This is a genomic window from Streptomyces sp. NPDC007905, from assembly GCF_042959345.1.
GTDB lineage: Bacteria > Actinomycetota > Actinomycetes > Streptomycetales > Streptomycetaceae > Streptomyces.
In genome coordinates, this window is the sequence record NZ_JBIBKS010000019.1 from 48,770 (window position 1) to 63,849 (window position 15,080).

The 15,080-nt window shown below is 71.5% G+C and carries 14 protein-coding genes and 2 pseudogenes; 6 read left to right on the forward strand and 10 right to left on the reverse strand.

Annotated features, from left to right (window positions below):
* Positions 1 to 143 precede the first annotated feature (143 nt).
* Positions 144 to 872, reverse strand: coding sequence for a hypothetical protein (locus ACFZDC_RS29805; protein WP_391328882.1), 729 nt, complete (start codon positions 870 to 872; stop codon positions 144 to 146).
* 44 nt (positions 873 to 916) lie between these two features.
* Positions 917 to 1,204: a hypothetical protein gene (locus ACFZDC_RS29810; protein ID WP_391328883.1), complete on the reverse strand. Its 288-nt coding sequence runs from the start codon at positions 1,202 to 1,204 to the stop codon at positions 917 to 919.
* Positions 1,205 to 1,257: 53 nt separating this feature from the next.
* On the opposite strand from ACFZDC_RS29810, the pseudogene ACFZDC_RS29815 reads away from it, so the two are divergent.
* Positions 1,258 to 1,473 (forward strand): annotated as a pseudogene (locus ACFZDC_RS29815) (SAM-dependent methyltransferase); the annotation flags it as partial.
* A gap of 48 nt (positions 1,474 to 1,521) precedes the next feature.
* On the opposite strand, the gene ACFZDC_RS29820 reads toward ACFZDC_RS29815, so the two are convergent.
* The 6 genes and pseudogenes from ACFZDC_RS29820 to ACFZDC_RS29845 all read right to left on the reverse strand — a co-directional run bounded on the left by ACFZDC_RS29820 (position 1,522) and on the right by ACFZDC_RS29845 (position 8,862).
* Entirely contained in the window at positions 1,522 to 2,496 is a 975-nt protein-coding gene (locus ACFZDC_RS29820; RefSeq protein ID WP_391328884.1) for an EamA family transporter, read from the reverse strand.
* 89 nt (positions 2,497 to 2,585) lie between these two features.
* Positions 2,586 to 4,652, reverse strand: coding sequence for an ABC transporter transmembrane domain-containing protein (locus tag ACFZDC_RS29825; RefSeq protein WP_391328885.1), 2,067 nt, complete (start codon positions 4,650 to 4,652; stop codon positions 2,586 to 2,588).
* A gap of 97 nt (positions 4,653 to 4,749) precedes the next feature.
* Positions 4,750 to 4,881: a hypothetical protein gene (locus ACFZDC_RS29830; RefSeq protein ID WP_391328886.1), complete on the reverse strand. Its 132-nt coding sequence runs from the start codon at positions 4,879 to 4,881 to the stop codon at positions 4,750 to 4,752.
* Between the two features lie 122 nt (positions 4,882 to 5,003).
* Positions 5,004 to 5,250 (reverse strand): annotated as a pseudogene (locus ACFZDC_RS29835) (peptidoglycan bridge formation glycyltransferase FemA/FemB family protein); the annotation flags it as partial.
* Between the two features lie 16 nt (positions 5,251 to 5,266).
* Positions 5,267 to 6,046: a metallophosphoesterase family protein gene (locus tag ACFZDC_RS29840; protein WP_391328887.1), complete on the reverse strand. Its 780-nt coding sequence runs from the start codon at positions 6,044 to 6,046 to the stop codon at positions 5,267 to 5,269.
* The gene (locus ACFZDC_RS29845; RefSeq protein WP_391328888.1) at positions 6,043 to 8,862 is read right to left on the reverse strand and encodes an FAD-linked oxidase C-terminal domain-containing protein; all 2,820 of its coding nucleotides are present in this window, start codon (positions 8,860 to 8,862) and stop codon (positions 6,043 to 6,045) included. The genes ACFZDC_RS29840 and ACFZDC_RS29845 overlap by 4 nt, the downstream gene beginning before the upstream one ends.
* A gap of 155 nt (positions 8,863 to 9,017) precedes the next feature.
* Between ACFZDC_RS29845 and serC the strand changes: the two genes are divergently transcribed.
* Positions 9,018 to 10,136, forward strand: coding sequence for a phosphoserine transaminase (serC, locus tag ACFZDC_RS29850; protein ID WP_391328889.1), 1,119 nt, complete (start codon positions 9,018 to 9,020; stop codon positions 10,134 to 10,136).
* 48 nt (positions 10,137 to 10,184) lie between these two features.
* On the opposite strand, the gene ACFZDC_RS29855 is transcribed toward serC, so the two are convergent.
* On the reverse strand, positions 10,185 to 11,165 hold the full coding sequence (locus ACFZDC_RS29855) for a WD40 repeat domain-containing protein (protein ID WP_391328890.1): 981 nt from the start codon (positions 11,163 to 11,165) through the stop codon (positions 10,185 to 10,187).
* A 113-nt stretch (positions 11,166 to 11,278) separates the two neighbouring features.
* On the opposite strand from ACFZDC_RS29855, the gene ACFZDC_RS29860 reads away from it, so the two are divergent.
* The 3 genes from ACFZDC_RS29860 to ACFZDC_RS29870 all read left to right on the forward strand — a co-directional run bounded on the left by ACFZDC_RS29860 (position 11,279) and on the right by ACFZDC_RS29870 (position 13,679).
* Positions 11,279 to 11,962, forward strand: coding sequence for a GDSL-type esterase/lipase family protein (locus tag ACFZDC_RS29860; RefSeq protein WP_391328891.1), 684 nt, complete (start codon positions 11,279 to 11,281; stop codon positions 11,960 to 11,962).
* Positions 11,963 to 12,050: 88 nt separating this feature from the next.
* Positions 12,051 to 12,638 carry a Uma2 family endonuclease gene (locus ACFZDC_RS29865; protein WP_391328892.1) on the forward strand — a complete coding sequence of 196 codons (588 nt, stop codon included), beginning with the start codon at positions 12,051 to 12,053 and terminating at the stop codon, positions 12,636 to 12,638.
* A 48-nt stretch (positions 12,639 to 12,686) separates the two neighbouring features.
* Entirely contained in the window at positions 12,687 to 13,679 is a 993-nt protein-coding gene (locus tag ACFZDC_RS29870; protein WP_391328893.1) for an aldo/keto reductase, read from the forward strand.
* A gap of 173 nt (positions 13,680 to 13,852) precedes the next feature.
* On the opposite strand, the gene thpR is transcribed toward ACFZDC_RS29870, so the two are convergent.
* Entirely contained in the window at positions 13,853 to 14,425 is a 573-nt protein-coding gene (gene thpR, locus ACFZDC_RS29875; protein WP_391328894.1) for an RNA 2',3'-cyclic phosphodiesterase, read from the reverse strand.
* A 120-nt stretch (positions 14,426 to 14,545) separates the two neighbouring features.
* Between thpR and ACFZDC_RS29880 the strand changes: the two genes are divergently transcribed.
* The gene (locus ACFZDC_RS29880; protein WP_391328895.1) at positions 14,546 to 15,073 is read left to right on the forward strand and encodes a GNAT family N-acetyltransferase; all 528 of its coding nucleotides are present in this window, start codon (positions 14,546 to 14,548) and stop codon (positions 15,071 to 15,073) included.
* The last annotated feature ends 7 nt before the right edge of the window (positions 15,074 to 15,080 follow it).

Genomic DNA, 15,080 nt, shown 5'->3' on the forward strand with positions numbered 1-15,080 from the left:
GCATGGCAGCGGCCCGAGAAACAATCAAGCATGCTTGCATGAATTTGTTTCCGCGGCTTGAGCCCGCCAACTGATCAGCCCCCGCCGGGAGCCGACGGGGGCTGATCAGTTGGTCTCTGGCACGCGGCGGTGCCCACGAGTGGTTACGAGTGGTACAGCACCCTGACCACCATCGTCTCGGGCGGCAGGGCGTCGAGGTAGGCGTTGAACTCCCGGCGGTAGTCCGGTCCGCCGTACTCGACCCACCGGCCGTCCAGCGTGAGCAGGGCGGGGGTGGGCAGCACCTCTGCGACGCGGTCCGCCACGAACGCCTCCCGGTCGGGGCCGAAGTAGCCGATCGGGTCGTACGGGAACCGATCCGCCAGCTCCGGGTCCTCGAGCACGGCCCGGATCAGCGGCTGGGAGGCGTACTCGGCCCGGGCACGCTGCTCGGGGTAGCCCACCGGGTCGAGGTACGCCCGATCGAGATAGGGGCCGACGGGCAGCGCCGGGGGGTGGCCGGCGGCGAACCGTACCCAACCGTCCCACCTCCTGGCGGCCTCGTCCGCGACGGCCCTCCGGTCAGTGTCGAGGTCGAGAAGGGCCCGGGGCCCGCCGTGGCAACGGTCCAGGGGCAGTTCCTCCGACGACTTCTCCCACTCGTCGTACCGGACCAGCCGGGGGTCGTCCTCGTGACCGGGGAGAACCGCAAAGGGGCAGTTGGAGCCGGAGACGTACCAGTAGTCCCACTCGCCCACCCAGCCGGGGTGCGGGATGGGCTCACGGTCGTAGTAGTACGGCGCCATGGCTTCCCCGATCGCCCGGCGCAGGGCTTGGGGGTCGGCGGGGCCGCCGAGCGGCGGGATGCAGACGGTCATGCGCTGTTTGCCCATGCTGTTCTTGTCGTGTCGTCGTCGGGTGGGGCGGTGGCCGGGCCTCAGGCGGTCGGCGGCGGCCCGCATTGGACCACCACATCGTCGCATCCGCGTTCCAGGGTCTTCGCGCCCTCCCAGATGAAGAGCAAGTCGCCCAGGACGCCCGCGCCGCCGAGCAGTTTCCCGCCGAGGCGGCCGCCGCCGCCCCGCTTGCCGCCGCCGCCCTCGCCCTCGCCTTCGCCACTGGCCCGGGGGGTGCCCGCGCCTATACCGCCCGCGCCCTTGACCCCGCCCGAGATATGGGTGTCGAAGATCGTCTCACCAGGTGCTCCGGTACCGGGGTAGACCACGCGGACATTGGCGTTGCCGACAGTCCTGCAGGCAGCGCTGCTGGAGCAGGAAGTTGGCGACGCAGTCGATGAGCTCGCACCATGTGCGGGTGGTGGACGGCCATGCCACGTACCTGTCCGTTCCGTTCCGGTACGTGTGGCCGGCGGAGCTGGATCTGATGGCCCGGCTCGCGGGGCTGCGGCTGCGCGAGCGGTGGGACGGCTGGAGCAGGGAGCCGTTCACGAGCGAGAGCCGGCAGCACGTGTCGGTGTGGGAGAAGGCCCACTGACCGGGGGTGGGAGAGGCCGAGCGGCCGAGCCCGGCCGGCAGGCGTGCGTCAGGCCTCCGGCGTCTGCGCCCGGACCTTCCCCCGGCCCACCTGGGTCCGCACCGCGCCGATGCTCGCCGCGATGACCAGGGCGATCGCGGCGGCCTCCGTGGCGGACAGGGCCTGGCCGAGGATGAGGAAGCCGGCCGTGGCCGCGATGGCCGGTTCGAGGCTCATCAGGATGGCGAAGGTGGAGGCGGGCAGGCGGCGCAGGGCCAGGAGTTCGAGGGTGTAGGGCAGCACCGAGGAGAGCAGGGCCACCGCCGAGCCGAGGGCGACGGTGGTGGGGTCGAGGAGACGGGTACCTGCCTCGGCGATGCCCAGGGGCAGGAAGAGCAGGGCCGCCACGGCCATCGCGAGGGCCAGTCCGTCCGCCTGCGGGAAGCGTCGGCCCGTACGGGCGCTGAAGACGATATAGGCCGCCCACATGGTGCCGGCCCCCAGGGCGAAGGCGACACCGGTGGGGTCGAGGTCGCCGAAGCCTCCGCCGCCGAGCAGGAAGACGCCCGCGAGGGCGAGACCCGCCCACACCGCGTTGATCGCACGACGGGACGCCAGGACGGACAGGGCCAGCGGGCCGAGGACTTCGAGGGTGACCGCGGGGCCCAGCGGAATGCGGGCGACCGCCTCGTAGAAGAGGCCGTTCATCGCGCCCATGGTGATGCCGAAGACGACCACCGTGCCCCAGTCGGTGCGCGAGTGGCCGCGCAGCCGGGGCCGGCAGACCACCAGGAGGACCCCGGCCGCCGCGAGAAGCCGCAGTGTGACGACGCCGAGCGCGCCGGCCCTCGGCATCAGGGTCACCGCGAGCGCCCCGCCGAACTGGACCGAGATCCCGCCGGCCAGCACCAGCCCGACGGGTCCGAGCGAGCCGAGGCGGCCCGGGGCGCCACCCGGGGGTGCGGGCGCTTGCTGCGTCGTGGGTGCGGTGGCGCTGGGGGTGCTCACGGGCGTTCCTGGGGGCTGGCTCGGATCATTGTTCATCTCGATGCACTACTGAGTCCAAGGTAATAGACCCCGTCAGGAGTGTGAACCCCTTGTGCAGCTGTCCTGGATGCTGAGATGCGTGGCGGTCAGATGCCGGACCAGGGCTGCTCCTCGTCTCGGAACAGGGGGCGGCCGTCGGGGAGGGTCGTGGGCACCGGCGCGTGGGCCTCCGGCGTATCGACCTCCGGCAGGTGGACCTCCGGCACGTGAGGCTCGTACACGGGCTGGGGCCAGACCGTGGCCTCGGCGGCGGCCGTGCTGTACGGGTCGTAGCCGTACGCCACATAACCGGGCGCGTATTCATGCGCCGGGGCCGGCGTCGGCGCAGAGGGCTGCGCCTCCTCGAACAGCGGCAGTCGCAGTTCGGCCGTGTCCATCACCGCGTTGTTCTGCGAGCGGTGCAGCCGTGCGTAGGCCCCGCCCCGTGCGAGCAGTTCCTCGTGGCGGCCCGTCTCGACGATGCGGCCGCGGTCCACGACGAGGATGCGGTCGGCGTCGGGGGCCAGGTTGAGGTCGTGGGTGATCATGATCGTCGTGCGGCCGGTCATCAGTCGGCGCAGCGGCTTGACCACCCGGCGGGCGGCCATCGCGTCCAGGCCGGTGGTCGGCTCGTCCAGGACCAGGACCGGGGCGTCGCGCAGGATCGCGCGGGCGATGGCCAGGCGCTGGAGCTGGCCGCCGGACAGCCGGGCCGAGTTGGGGTCGACCCTGGTGTCGTAGCCGTCGGGGAGCCGGACGATGAAGTCGTGCGCGTCGGCCGCCCGCGCCGCCTCCTCGATGGCCTGGTCACTGGCGCCGGGCCGGCCGCAGGCGATGTTGGCGCGGACCGTGTCGTGCAGCACCAGGGTCTCCTGCGGGAGGAGGGTGACGTACTCGCGCAGGCGGGCCAGCGGGAAGTCGCGCAGGGGCACGCCGTCCAGCAGGACCTCGCCGGCGTCCGGGTCGTAGAAGCGGAGCAGGAGCTTGGACACCGTGGACTTTCCGGCGCCGCTCGGGCCGGTGACGATCACCAGTTCGCCGGGGCTGACCGCGAAGGACAGGCCTTCGAGGGCCGTGCGGTCGGCGCCCGGGTAGCGGAAGGAGACGTCGCGGACCTCGATCGTGCCGTCCGGGCGGCCGGTCTCCGTGCCCCGCCGGGGGTCGCTGACCGAGGGCCGCACGTCCAGGATCTCGATCAGCCGCTCGGCGCCCGCCGTGGCCGCGGTGACCGTGAGCCCGAGCTGGGCCAGACCCCGCACGGGCGGGTACAGGTAGCCGAGGAACGCGGCGAAGGCGAGGAGCCGGCCGAGGGTCATCCGGCCGGTGGAGATCTCCCAGGCACCGATGCCGATCACGGCGAGCACGCAGACCGTCTCGATGACCTGGACGAGCTGCTCGTAGGCCTCGTTGAGCCGGGTCGAACGGACCGAGGCGCGGAACCAGGCGTTCGCCTCCTCGCCCAGCCGCCGGCGCTCGGCGTCCCGGCGGTCGTAGGCCTGGGTGAGCACGATGTTGCCGAGGGACTCCTCGACGACGGAGGTGATCGCGCCGTCGGCGACCCGGCCCTCACGGGAGACGTCCTTGATGGATCCGGAGAAGCGGCGGGCGGCCAGCCAGAACAGGGGCGCGAGGACGAAGGTGGCGACGGCCAGGTCCCAGCGCAGCCAGAACGCGGCGGCCGCGTAGAAGAGGGCGGAGAAGGCGGCCGAGGCGGCGCCGACCAGGCCGGACACGACCATCGTCTCGATCGCCTCGACGTCACTGGTCAGGCGGGAGAGCAGGTCGCCCTGACGGTGGCGCTGGAAGAAGTGCGGGGGCAGCTGCTGCACATGGTCGAAGACGTGCTCGCGCAGCCGCATCACGAAGCGCTCGGTCGCCCACGCGGCAAGAGAGTTGCCCGCGTACGCGACCAGCGCGCCGACCACGGCGACGCCCAGCCACTTGACGGCCGGACTCCAGAACGCGGCCGGCGAGCCCTTCTGCAGGGCGTGGTCGGTGAGGTCGCCGAAGAGCAGAATGGCCTCGGTCTCGGCGAGCGCGGCGAGCACCGTGCACACCCAGACGAGAAGCAGCCATTTCCTGAGGCCCCTGGTCAGCGGCCAGAAACGGCGGAACGCCGTGCGAGCGGGAATGGTCGGGGTGCCGTACTCGAATTCCTCACCCTCGTCATCCATCACGAATTCCCTTCTGGATCACCTTCCCGAATGAACAGACGAAAGGGGCCGACGGTGCACCATCGGCCCCTTTCGTTTCAGCGCCGGACGAGGAGGATCAGTGGTCCTGGCCGGGCAGCGGCTTGGGCAGCGGCTTGTGCGCGTGCCTCTTCGCCTTCGGCTTCGGCGGCGGGGGGAGCTGCTTCGACTTGGGCTTCGGGGGCAGCGGGGCAAGCTTCTTGAAGCTCATTTCGACTCCTAGTGTTTCGCGGTTCGGTGGTCCGGGAATTCCGCGTCCGGCTCCCGACACCGAAGAAGCTACACAGGAGCCCTGTGATTCCCCTTGGAATACCTGGGAGTTGCATAGGGGGCTCAGCGCCGGGACATGCAGACGTCGAACGCCTTGTGCAGCAGCCGGTTGAGCGGGAAGTCCCACACCCCCACGTACTCCACCGCCTCGCCGCCCGCGCCCACCTTGAAGCGGAGCAGTCCGAGCAGGTGGCCGGACTCCTCCAGGGGTGTCGGTGATGCCCCTGAAGTCGTAGACGTGGGCGCCGAGTTCGTGGGCATCGGCCATCGTCCGCCACTGCATGGCGTTGTTGGGCTGAACCTCGCGCCTGCCTATGAACCCGCCGCTACGAAACCTCGGAGGCTGTTTCTCTGCCGTCCCTCGGCCCGAACGCCGTCAGCGCCTCCGTGTCCGTCACACGGGAGTTCAGGTAGAAGTCGGCCCACTCCGCGATCTCCGGGTACGCGCATTCGGCGGTGAGCCGGGCCACCGCCCCCGGTATGTCGTACGACGTCACGCGCAGGTCTGCTCCGGGGCCCAGGAGGCACCAGTGGGCGCCGGGGCGCCCGTACGGCATACCGATGCTGCCCGGGTTGACCACCAGACGACCTTGGGCCAGGCGGACGTACGGCATGTGGGTGTGACCACAGACGAGCGTGCCGACGTCGGGGTCGAGGCCGGTGAAGATCTCGGCCCAGCGCTCAGGGCGGGAGTCCACCAGCACCACCTCCTCGTCGTCGCGCGGCGTGGCGTGGCAGAACAGCACCTTGCCCAGGCCGCGGACACGCAGGGTGCGGGTTCCGGGCAGGGTGGCGAGGAAGTCCACCTGGTCCTCGCGGAGCGCCTGCGCCGCGAACGGGCCGATGGGGTCCGGAATCTCCGTGCGCTCGCCCCGCCGGTACTCCACCAGCTCCCGGTCCGCGTTCCCGCCGACCCACAGCACCCGGTCGCCCAGTGACCGCAGCAGGTCGAGCACCTGGGCCGGCTGGGGGCCCGCCGTGATGTCCCCGGTGAGGACGATGCGGTCGGCGGCGGCCACTTCGGGCTCTGCCAGGACCGCCTCCAGGGCGGGGAGCACCCCGTGGATGTCCGAGAGGACTGCCAGCCGCCCGTGTTCCTCGGTCACTTCTCCAACCCCGTTTCCTTCTCCAGGCCCTCCGCCAGCACCTCCGCCAGATGCCGCCCCCGCACCCCCGCCAGCTGCTCCAGCTGGGTGCGGCACGAGAAACCGTCCGCCAGGATCACCGCGCCCTGTGGTGCTTCCCGTACCGAGGGCAGCAGCTGCTCGTCCGCGCACGCCTTCGACACCTCGAAGTGTCCTTTCTCGAAGCCGAAGTTGCCCGCGAGTCCGCAGCAGCCGCCGCTCAGCTCGCCGGTCAGGCCCGCGGACTCGCGCAGGCCGCGGTCGGCGGTGTCGCCGAGGATCGCGTGCTGGTGGCAGTGGGTCTGGCCCGCGACCGGGCGGTCGACGGCGGGCGGCGTCCAGTCGGGGGCGTGGCGTTCGAGTGCCTCGGCGAAGGTGAGGATCGATGACGCCAGCCGGGGCGCTCGCGGGTCGTCGTGCAGGAGTTCCGGGAGGTCGCCGCGGAGGGCCGCCGCACAGCTCGGTTCCAGGACGACGACCGGGGCGCCCCTGCGCAGCACCGGTTCCATCAGGTCCAGCGTGCGGCGCAGCACCGCGCGAGCCCGGTCGAGCTGGCCGGTGGAGACGTAGGTCAGGCCGCAGCAGACCCCGCCGCCCCGTGGGCGGGACGGTGGCAGGACCACCCTGAGGCCGGCGGCCTCCAGCACCCGTACGGCCGCCTGCCCGACCGAGGGCGAGAGGTGCTCGGTGAAAGTGTCCGGCCACATGACGACCAGGTCTCCCGTGGTGCGCCGCTTCCGCCGTCGCCACCAGTGGGTGAACGGCTCCTTCGCGATCCTCGGGATCTGCCGTTCCGGTGCGATTCCGCCCAGGCGTTTGCCTGTCCGGGCCGACAGACGCACGGACGCGAGCTTGTTGAGCAGCGGGGCCGTGCGGGTTCGTGCCACCCAGCGCAGCCATACCGGCAGCCATCCCATCGTGTAGTGGGCGGCGGGGCGGCGTCGGCCCTCGTAGTGGTGGTGCAGGAACTCGGCCTTGTAGGTGGCCATGTCGACGCCCACCGGACAGTCCGAGCGGCAGCCCTTGCAGGACAGGCACAGGTCCAGGGCGTCCCGGACCTCGGTGGAGCGCCAGCCCGTCGTGACCAGTTCGCCCGCGAGCATCTCGTGCAGCAGCCGGGCCCGCCCGCGAGTGGAGTGCTCCTCCTCGCCGGTCGCCCGGAAGGAGGGGCACATCACGGCGGGTCCGGCGGCCGTGGTCGTACGGCACTTGGCGACGCCGACGCAGCGGCGGACGGCCGCGCCGAAGTCACCGCCGTCGGCCGGGTAGCCGAAGGCCACGTCCACCGGGCGGCGGGGCAGGACGGAGAAGCGCAGGTTCGCGTCCAGCGGGGCCGGGCGGACCAGCATGCCGGGGTTGAGGAGGTCGTCGGGGTCCCAGATCGCCTTGGCCCGCTCGAAGAGCCGCACGGTCTCCTCGCCGTACATCCGCGGCAGCAGCTCCGCGCGGGCCTGGCCGTCGCCGTGCTCCCCGGACAGCGAGCCGCCGTGGGCGACCACCAGGTCGGCCAGTTCCTCGGAGAAGCGCCGGAAGCGGCCGACGCCCGCCTCGGTGAGCAGGTCGAAGTCGATACGGACGTGGATGCAGCCGTCGCCGAAGTGGCCGTACGGAGTGCCGCGCAGGCCGTGGGCGGCGAGCAGGGCGCGGAAGTCCCTGAGGTAGGGGCCGAGCCGGGCGGGGGGTACCGCGCAGTCCTCCCAGCCGGGCCAGGCCTCCTTGCCGTCGGGCATACGGGTCGCCGTGCCCGAAGCATCCTCGCGGATGCGCCACAGGGTCCGCTGGGCCGCCGGGTCCGTCACCACCAGGGAGTCGACGACGTCGGCCGCGCGGACGATCGCCTCCGCATGCGCGCGTGCCTCGGCCGGTGTCTCCCCGCCGGTCTCCACGAAGAGCCAGGCGCCGCCCTCGGGCAGCCCGGCCGGCGAGCGCACCAGGTCGGCCGCCATGCCCTCCACGGTGAGCGGTCGGAGAGGCAGGAGTCCGACGGCGGCCTCGGCGGCGCCGGACTCGTCGCCGTACGCCAGCACCGCGAGGGCAAGCGCGCGGGGGGCCTCCACCAGCCGTACGACCGCCTCGGTGAGGATGCCGAGGGTGCCCTCGGAGCCGCAGAAGGAGCGGGCGACGTCGGCTCCCCTCTCGGGCAGCAGGGCGTCCAGGGCGTATCCGGAGATACGGCGGGGCAGGTCGGGGAAGCCGGTGCGCAGGCGGGTCAGGTCGCCCTCCACCAGGGCGCGCAGCCCGTCCGGCGCTCCGGCCCAGTCCCGGCCCAGCCGCAGCCGCCCGCCGCGCGCGGTGATGACGGACAGCTCCCGGACGCTGTCCGCGGTCGTCCCCCAGGCGACCGAGTGGGAGCCGCAGGAGTTGTTGCCGATCATTCCGCCGAGCGTGCAGCGGCTGTGTGTGGACGGGTCGGGGCCGAAGCGCAGGCCGTGCGGGGCGGCGGCCTCCTGGAGGCGGTCGAGGACCAGACCCGGTTGGACGACGGCCGTGCGGGTGGCCGGGTCCAGCTCCAGCAGGCCGTTCATGTGCCGGGTGAAGTCCAGCACCACGCCCGTGCCGGTCGCCTGCCCCGCGATCGAGGTGCCCCCGCCGCGCGCCACCACCGGCACTCCGCGTGCCCGGCACACCTCCAGCACCGCCGCCACGTCCTCGGCGTCCCGCGGGGCCACCACCCCCGCCGGGACCCGCCGGTAGTTGGACGCGTCCATGGTCACGAGCGCCCGGGCGGTGACATCGAAGCCGACCTCGCCCCGGACGACCCCACGCAGCTCCGCCTCGAGGCCCGAGAGATCCGTCATGCGTCCAGGATGCATCCGATCACGCACAGTCACCGAAACTTTCCACAGCCGCACCGGTTTCGTCGTACAACCTCACAAGTCCACAGTTCAGCGATCTTGTCTCATCGGACGGACACGGTTCCGTCCCGTTTCGCGTGGGCGATACCCTCCGACTCGTGGCCGACATCCAGATTCCCGCTGACATCAAGCCCGCCGACGGACGCTTCGGCGCGGGCCCCTCCAAGGTGCGTACCGAGGCCCTCGAGGCGCTCGCCGCGACCGGCAGCTCTCTGCTCGGCACCTCCCACCGCCAGGCCCCGGTCAAGAACCTGGTGGGCCAGGTCCGTGAAGGCATCAGCTCCCTGTTCTCCCTCCCCGACGGCTACGAGGTCGTCCTCGGCAACGGCGGGTCCACGGCCTTCTGGGACATCGCCACCCACGGGCTGATCGAGAACAAGTCCCAGCACCTCAGCTTCGGTGAGTTCTCCTCGAAGTTCGCCAAGGCCGCCAAGCTCGCCCCCTGGCTGGCCGAGCCCACCGTCATCGCCACCGACCCGGGCACCCACCCCGAGGCGCAGGCCGAGGCGGGCGTCGACGTGTACGCCTTGACCCACAACGAGACCTCCACCGGTGTCGCCATGCCGATCAAGCGCGTGGCCGGCGCCGACGAGGGCGCGCTCGTCCTCGTGGACGCCACCTCCGGCGCGGGCGGCCTCCCGGTCGACGTCGCCGAGACGGACGTCTACTACTTCGCCCCGCAGAAGTCCTTCGCCTCCGACGGCGGCCTGTGGATCGGCGTCTTCTCCCCGGCCGCGATCGAGCGCGCCGAGCGCGTCCACGCCTCCGGCCGGCACGTCCCGGAGTTCTTCTCGCTCCCCACGGCGATCGACAACTCCCGCAAGAACCAGACGTACAACACCCCGGCCCTCGCCACCCTCTTCCTGCTGGGCCAGCAGCTGGAGTGGCTCAACGGCCAGGGCGGCCTGGCCTTCTCCACGGCCCGCACGAAGGACTCCTCGACCCGCCTCTACACCTGGGCGGAGGAGTCCAAGTACGCCACCCCGTTCGTCTCGGACCCGGCCAAGCGCTCGCAGGTCATCGGCACGATCGACTTCTCCGACGAGATCGACGCGGCGGCCGTCGCCAAGGTGCTGCGCGCCAACGGCATCGTGGACACCGAGCCGTACCGCAAGCTCGGCCGCAACCAGCTGCGCATCGCGATGTTCCCGGCGATCGACCCGGCGGACGTCGAGGCGCTGACGAAGTGCATCGACTACGTGATCGAGAAGCTCTGACCTCTTCGGTACGAGCACGAGGGCGCCCGGTGCGGCACCGGGCGCCCTTCAGTTCCTGCGCCGCAGCCGCCGCAGCCCGAAGAGGGCGGCCGCACCGACGGCGACGACGACGGCACCGATCTTGAGGCTTCCGCTGTCGCCGACCCCGCCGCCACCGGAAGCGGAACTCCCGCCTCCGGCAGGCGACTTGGCCTTGGCCCCCTCCGGCGCGTCCTGCGCCAGCACCGAACTGTCGGCGCCCTCGCTGCCGTACATGAGCTTGGTTCCGTCGACGGAGTACGACAGGGACTCCCCCTGCCCCTGCAGGGGCACGTCGAGCCGCCCTTCCCGCTTGATCCTGCCGCCGTTCCAGTCGTAGTAGATCCCGCCGAAGTAGCCCCGGACGGCGAGCTGTCGGCCGTTCGGCGAGAAGGCCGCGTCGGTGGCCCAGAGGTCGACGACGGCGACCGGCCTGAAGATGTTCGCACCCGAGGTGGTCAGGCGCGCGGGCCCTTCGTACAGATGGCCGCCGTCCTCCTTCTTGTCGATGATGTACACGCGCCCGGTCCTGGGGTGCACGACCAGCGACTCGGCGTCCCTCGCTCCGTCGGCGTACTTCACGACGTACTGAGTGGCCGTGACCGTCTGGTCCTTCAGCACCTTCGGCTCGGGCAGCCGGTAGATCCACACGTACGGCCACTTGCCACCGAGGTTGTCGCCGATGTCACCGACGTAGATCTGGTGATCCGGCCCGATGGAGATCGCCTCCACGTCGCGCGGGGAACCGACACCGCGCAGGGTCACCGTGGCGACGGTCCTCCCCGTCCGGCTGTCGACGGCGTAGATGTACGGCCCGTCGTCGCTGTCGTTGTGCGTCCAGTAGATGCCGGGGTGCAGACGGGAGGCGGCCAGGCCGCTGGACTCGGTGATCCGTGGGTCCTTGATGGTGAATCCCTCGTCACCGGTGCTGCCACCGTCGGCGGCGGAGGCGGGCAGCGCGCAGGCCCCCATGAGCAGGACCCCGGCGAGCAGGGCGAACGGTCGACGCATGCACCAAGCCTGCCATTCGCGCCGGGAGTTTACGGGGTGTGCGCCCGCGTCGGTGCACCGAGGGTGGCGGGCCTCACACCCCACCGCTCCGCGTGATCGTCCATCATGAGCGGATGCTCAGGTTCATGCCCGTAGGTGACTCCATGACGATCGGGAGCGCCGGCGAGCACACATGGCGTTACCGGCTGTGGCAGCACCTGCGCACGTCGTACGACGGACCCTTCACCTTCGTCGGCCCGCGCGAGACGCTGTACGACAAAGAGGCCGACGCCCCGACCTCCCTCGACTACGCCGAACCGCGCTTCCCGCGTGCCCACCTGGCCGGCTGGGGCGAGGGATGGCTGCACATGGCCCCGCTGATCGGCGAGGCGGTACGCACGTGCCGGCCGGACGTCCTGCTCGTCTCCCTCGGCCTCATCGACCTGGGTTTCTACACCAACGCGGAGCAGACGGCCGAGAACGTGCGGACCTTCGTCGCCGAGGCGCGCGCGGCGGCCCCGCGCATCCGGATGGTGCTGCTGCCGGTGATCCCGAACATCCGCGCCGAACTGGACGCCCCCTTCGCCGAGCAGGTGGAGCGGTTCAACGTCCTGCTCGCGAAGGCGGTCGCCGACCTGGACGAGCCCCGCTCCCCGATCCTGCCGGCCTCGCCGCCGCGGCCGTACGACATCCACGCGGACACGTACGACGGCACGCACCCCAACGAGAGCGGCGAGCACCGGATCGCGAAGGCCTTCGCGGGGGCGATGTGGGAGGCGTGGGGATTCGGACAGGCGTACGGGGCCGAAACAGAGTGACCTGATCCCGGCGCTTCCCGGTCACCGTGCGTATCGTTGAACAGCGCGGCCGCAATCGTCGACGGAGCGGCCGGGGAGGAGCGCCACGATGACCGTCCTCGAAGACAGGATCGCGATGGCCGAGAGCGACAACCCGATCACGCTCGACGATCTGTTCGAGCGGCTCGAGAAGATGCCCGTCCCCGAGGGATACAAGGTCGAGATCGTCGAGGGGACCGTCTTCATGTCGCCGCAGCGGGACACCCACTGGGAAATCATCGCCGACCTCTACGAGCAGTTGCGCACCAAGTACCCCCGGAAACGGGTGAAGTCCGACGTCCGGATCGACTACCCGGGCCACCTCAACGGCTTCGCCACGGACGTGACGGTGATCGCCGAAGGCGCCGAGAAGACACCCGCCGGTCAATGGCGGCACAGCGATGTCGAGTTCGCCGCCGAGGTCATCTCCAAGGGCACCGCGGTCAACGACTACGGCCCCAAGAAGGCCGCCTACGCCGCGGCGGAGGTCCCGGTCTACCTCGTCGCCGACCCCTACCAGCGCCGGTGCCACGTCTACACCCAGCCCAAGGAAGGCGGCTACGAGATCGAGACCACGGTGGCCTTCGGCAACGATCTGGACCTCACCGGCACGGTCGTGGGGCTCACTCTCAAGACCGACGAGTTCCCCCAGGACTGACCGGCCGCCCTTGCCTCGAGCGCACTCCAAGCCGTTGGCTAGAGGACCATGAAGTACACGCAGCTAGGACGCACGGGACTCAAGGTCAGCCGACTCGTCCTCGGCACCATGAACTTCGGCCCGCAGACCGACGAAGCCGACAGTCACGCGATCATGGAAGCGGCGCTGGGCGCGGGCATCAACTTCTTCGACACCGCCAACGTGTATGGGTGGGGCGAGAACAAGGGGCGGACCGAGTCCATCATCGGGAACTGGTTCGCCAAGGGCGGCGAACGGCGCGACAAGGTGGTGCTGGCCACCAAGGTGTACGGGAACATGGCCGCCGACGGCGACGCGTGGCCCAACCAGGACAAGCTGTCCGCGCTCAACATCCGGCGCGCCGTGGACGCCAGCCTCAAGCGGCTGCGGACGGACTACATCGACGTCTACCAGTTCCACCACATCGACCGGAACACGCCCTTCGAGGAGATCTGGCAGGCGATCGACGTCCTCGTCCAGCAGGGGAAGATCCTCTACGTCGGCTCCTCCAACTTCCCCGGCTACAAGATCGCCCAGGCCAACGAGATCGCCGCTCGCCGCCACGGCACCATCGGCCTCGTCAGCGAGCAGTGCCTCTACAACCTCGCCGAGCGGCGCGCCGAGATGGAGGTCATCCCGGCCGCGCAGGACTACGGTCTCGGAGTCATCCCCTGGTCGCCGCTGCACGGCGGCCTGCTCGGCGGGGTGATCAAGAAGGAGGTGCAGGGCGGCCGCCGCGCCTCCGGGCGGGCCGCCGACACCCTCGCCGACCCCACCGCCCGCGCGCAGATCCAGTCCTACGAGGACCTGCTCGACAAGCACGGTGTGGAGCCCGGCGAGGCCGCACTGGCCTGGCTGCTCACCCGCCCCGGCGTGACCGGTCCGATCGTCGGCCCGCGCACCGCCGAGCAACTGGAGTCGGCCCTCAGGGCCGTGGACCTGGAGCTGTCGGACGAGCTGCTGACCGGCCTGGACGAGATCTTCCCGGGCCCGGGGCCCTCCCCGGAGGCCTTCGCCTGGTAGCACCTCGACGGCGGCACCGCCGAAGGGCACGGGGAACCGCGCGCAGGCCGCGGTTCCCCGGCGCTCGGCCGAGCCTCTACTTGACCGCCGCCGCCACAGCCACCACCACGAACATCAGCACAAGCACACCGGCCATGATCCGGTTCCGGGTTTTCGGGTCCACGTACTCGAGCCTAACCGGCCCCGCCGAGCGCCCAGCGGGCGACCGCCTCGTACCGGGGCTGCTCCCCGGGCACCCCGGACCTGGGCAGGTCGCTGCGCACCAGGGCCAGGTCGGCCACGGTCCAGGTGCGGCTCGTGAAGCCGCGCAGCCCCTCGACGTACGGCCGTACGTCCACCGCGTCCCGGCTCCGCGCCACCGTCAGGTGGGCCTTGTACCGACGGTGCTCCCCCATCGGCACTCCCGCCTTCCGCGCCGCCGCCTCCGCCCGGTCGGCCAGCAGCCGCAGGGCGTCCACGTCACCGGCGGCGCCCGCCCAGAGCGCCTTGCCGTGCCCGAACTGCCCCCCGCCCGCCAGGGCCAGGGAGAACGGGGCGGTGCGCCGGGCCGCGCGCGCCAGCCGGTCCGACAGGTCCGGTACGAGTTCGTCGCCGACCTCGCCGTAGAAGGCGAGCGTGAAGTGCCAGCCGGGACGGCCGGTCCAGCGCAGCCCGTCGGCGCCGGGCAGCCGGCGCAACAGGGCCACCTCGGCGGCGAGTTCGTTCGTCACGTCCTGAGGGGGCAGCACGGCGGCGAAGAGTCTCATGCCGTCACCCTCCCAGGGAACGGATCACCCAGCCAGCCGCCGCCCGGCGGCAGTTCACCGGCATCCGGGAGTTCGCCGAAGCCGCTGCCCCGGCGCCCCCGCGCGGGCATGATCGGAGCCATGGAGAGCAACGGGAAGATCAGCATCAGGGCGGGCGGGCCGGACGACATACCCGTGATCCTCGGCATGCTCGACAGTGCCGTGGCATGGCTGGTGGCACAGGGCCGGACCCGGCAGTGGGGCACCGAGCCCTGGTCCGCAAACCCGCGGGCGGTGGCACTGGTCGAGCGGCTCGTCACCTCGGGCACGCCCTGGATCGCCGAGGTGGACGGCACCCCGGCCGCCACCCTCACCCTCAGCGACGCCCCCGGCTCCTATCTGGAGCCCGCCGACGAGCCCGAGCGGTACATCCACCTGCTCGCCTCCGACCGCCGCTTCAAGGGCCACGGCGCCGGTGCCGCCCTGCTCGCCCACGCGGCCGCGGAGACCCGCCGGGCCGGGGTCTCCCTGCTGCGCGTGGACTGCTACGCGGGCGACGACGGCAAGCTGGTCGCCTATTACGAGCGCAACGGCTTCATCCGCACCGAGTCCTTCCTGCACGGCGAGGACGAGTGGCCGGGGCAGGTGCTGGCCCGCAGGGTCCTGTAGGACCCCA

Coding starts and splice junctions, on each gene's coding strand:
- thpR (WP_391328894.1), bottom strand. CDS start 14,425: ATGAGACTCTTCGCCGCCGTGCTGCCCCCTCAGGACGTGACGAACGAA.
- ACFZDC_RS29865 (WP_391328892.1), top strand. CDS start 12,051: ATGACCGTCCTCGAAGACAGGATCGCGATGGCCGAGAGCGACAACCCG.
- ACFZDC_RS29805 (WP_391328882.1), bottom strand. CDS start 872: ATGGGCAAACAGCGCATGACCGTCTGCATCCCGCCGCTCGGCGGCCCC.
- ACFZDC_RS29820 (WP_391328884.1), bottom strand. CDS start 2,496: ATGAACAATGATCCGAGCCAGCCCCCAGGAACGCCCGTGAGCACCCCC.
- ACFZDC_RS29830 (WP_391328886.1), bottom strand. CDS start 4,881: ATGAGCTTCAAGAAGCTTGCCCCGCTGCCCCCGAAGCCCAAGTCGAAG.
- ACFZDC_RS29880 (WP_391328895.1), top strand. CDS start 14,546: ATGGAGAGCAACGGGAAGATCAGCATCAGGGCGGGCGGGCCGGACGAC.
- ACFZDC_RS29860 (WP_391328891.1), top strand. CDS start 11,279: ATGCTCAGGTTCATGCCCGTAGGTGACTCCATGACGATCGGGAGCGCC.
- ACFZDC_RS29845 (WP_391328888.1), bottom strand. CDS start 8,862: ATGACGGATCTCTCGGGCCTCGAGGCGGAGCTGCGTGGGGTCGTCCGG.
- ACFZDC_RS29825 (WP_391328885.1), bottom strand. CDS start 4,652: ATGGATGACGAGGGTGAGGAATTCGAGTACGGCACCCCGACCATTCCC.
- ACFZDC_RS29870 (WP_391328893.1), top strand. CDS start 12,687: ATGAAGTACACGCAGCTAGGACGCACGGGACTCAAGGTCAGCCGACTC.
- ACFZDC_RS29855 (WP_391328890.1), bottom strand. CDS start 11,165: ATGCGTCGACCGTTCGCCCTGCTCGCCGGGGTCCTGCTCATGGGGGCC.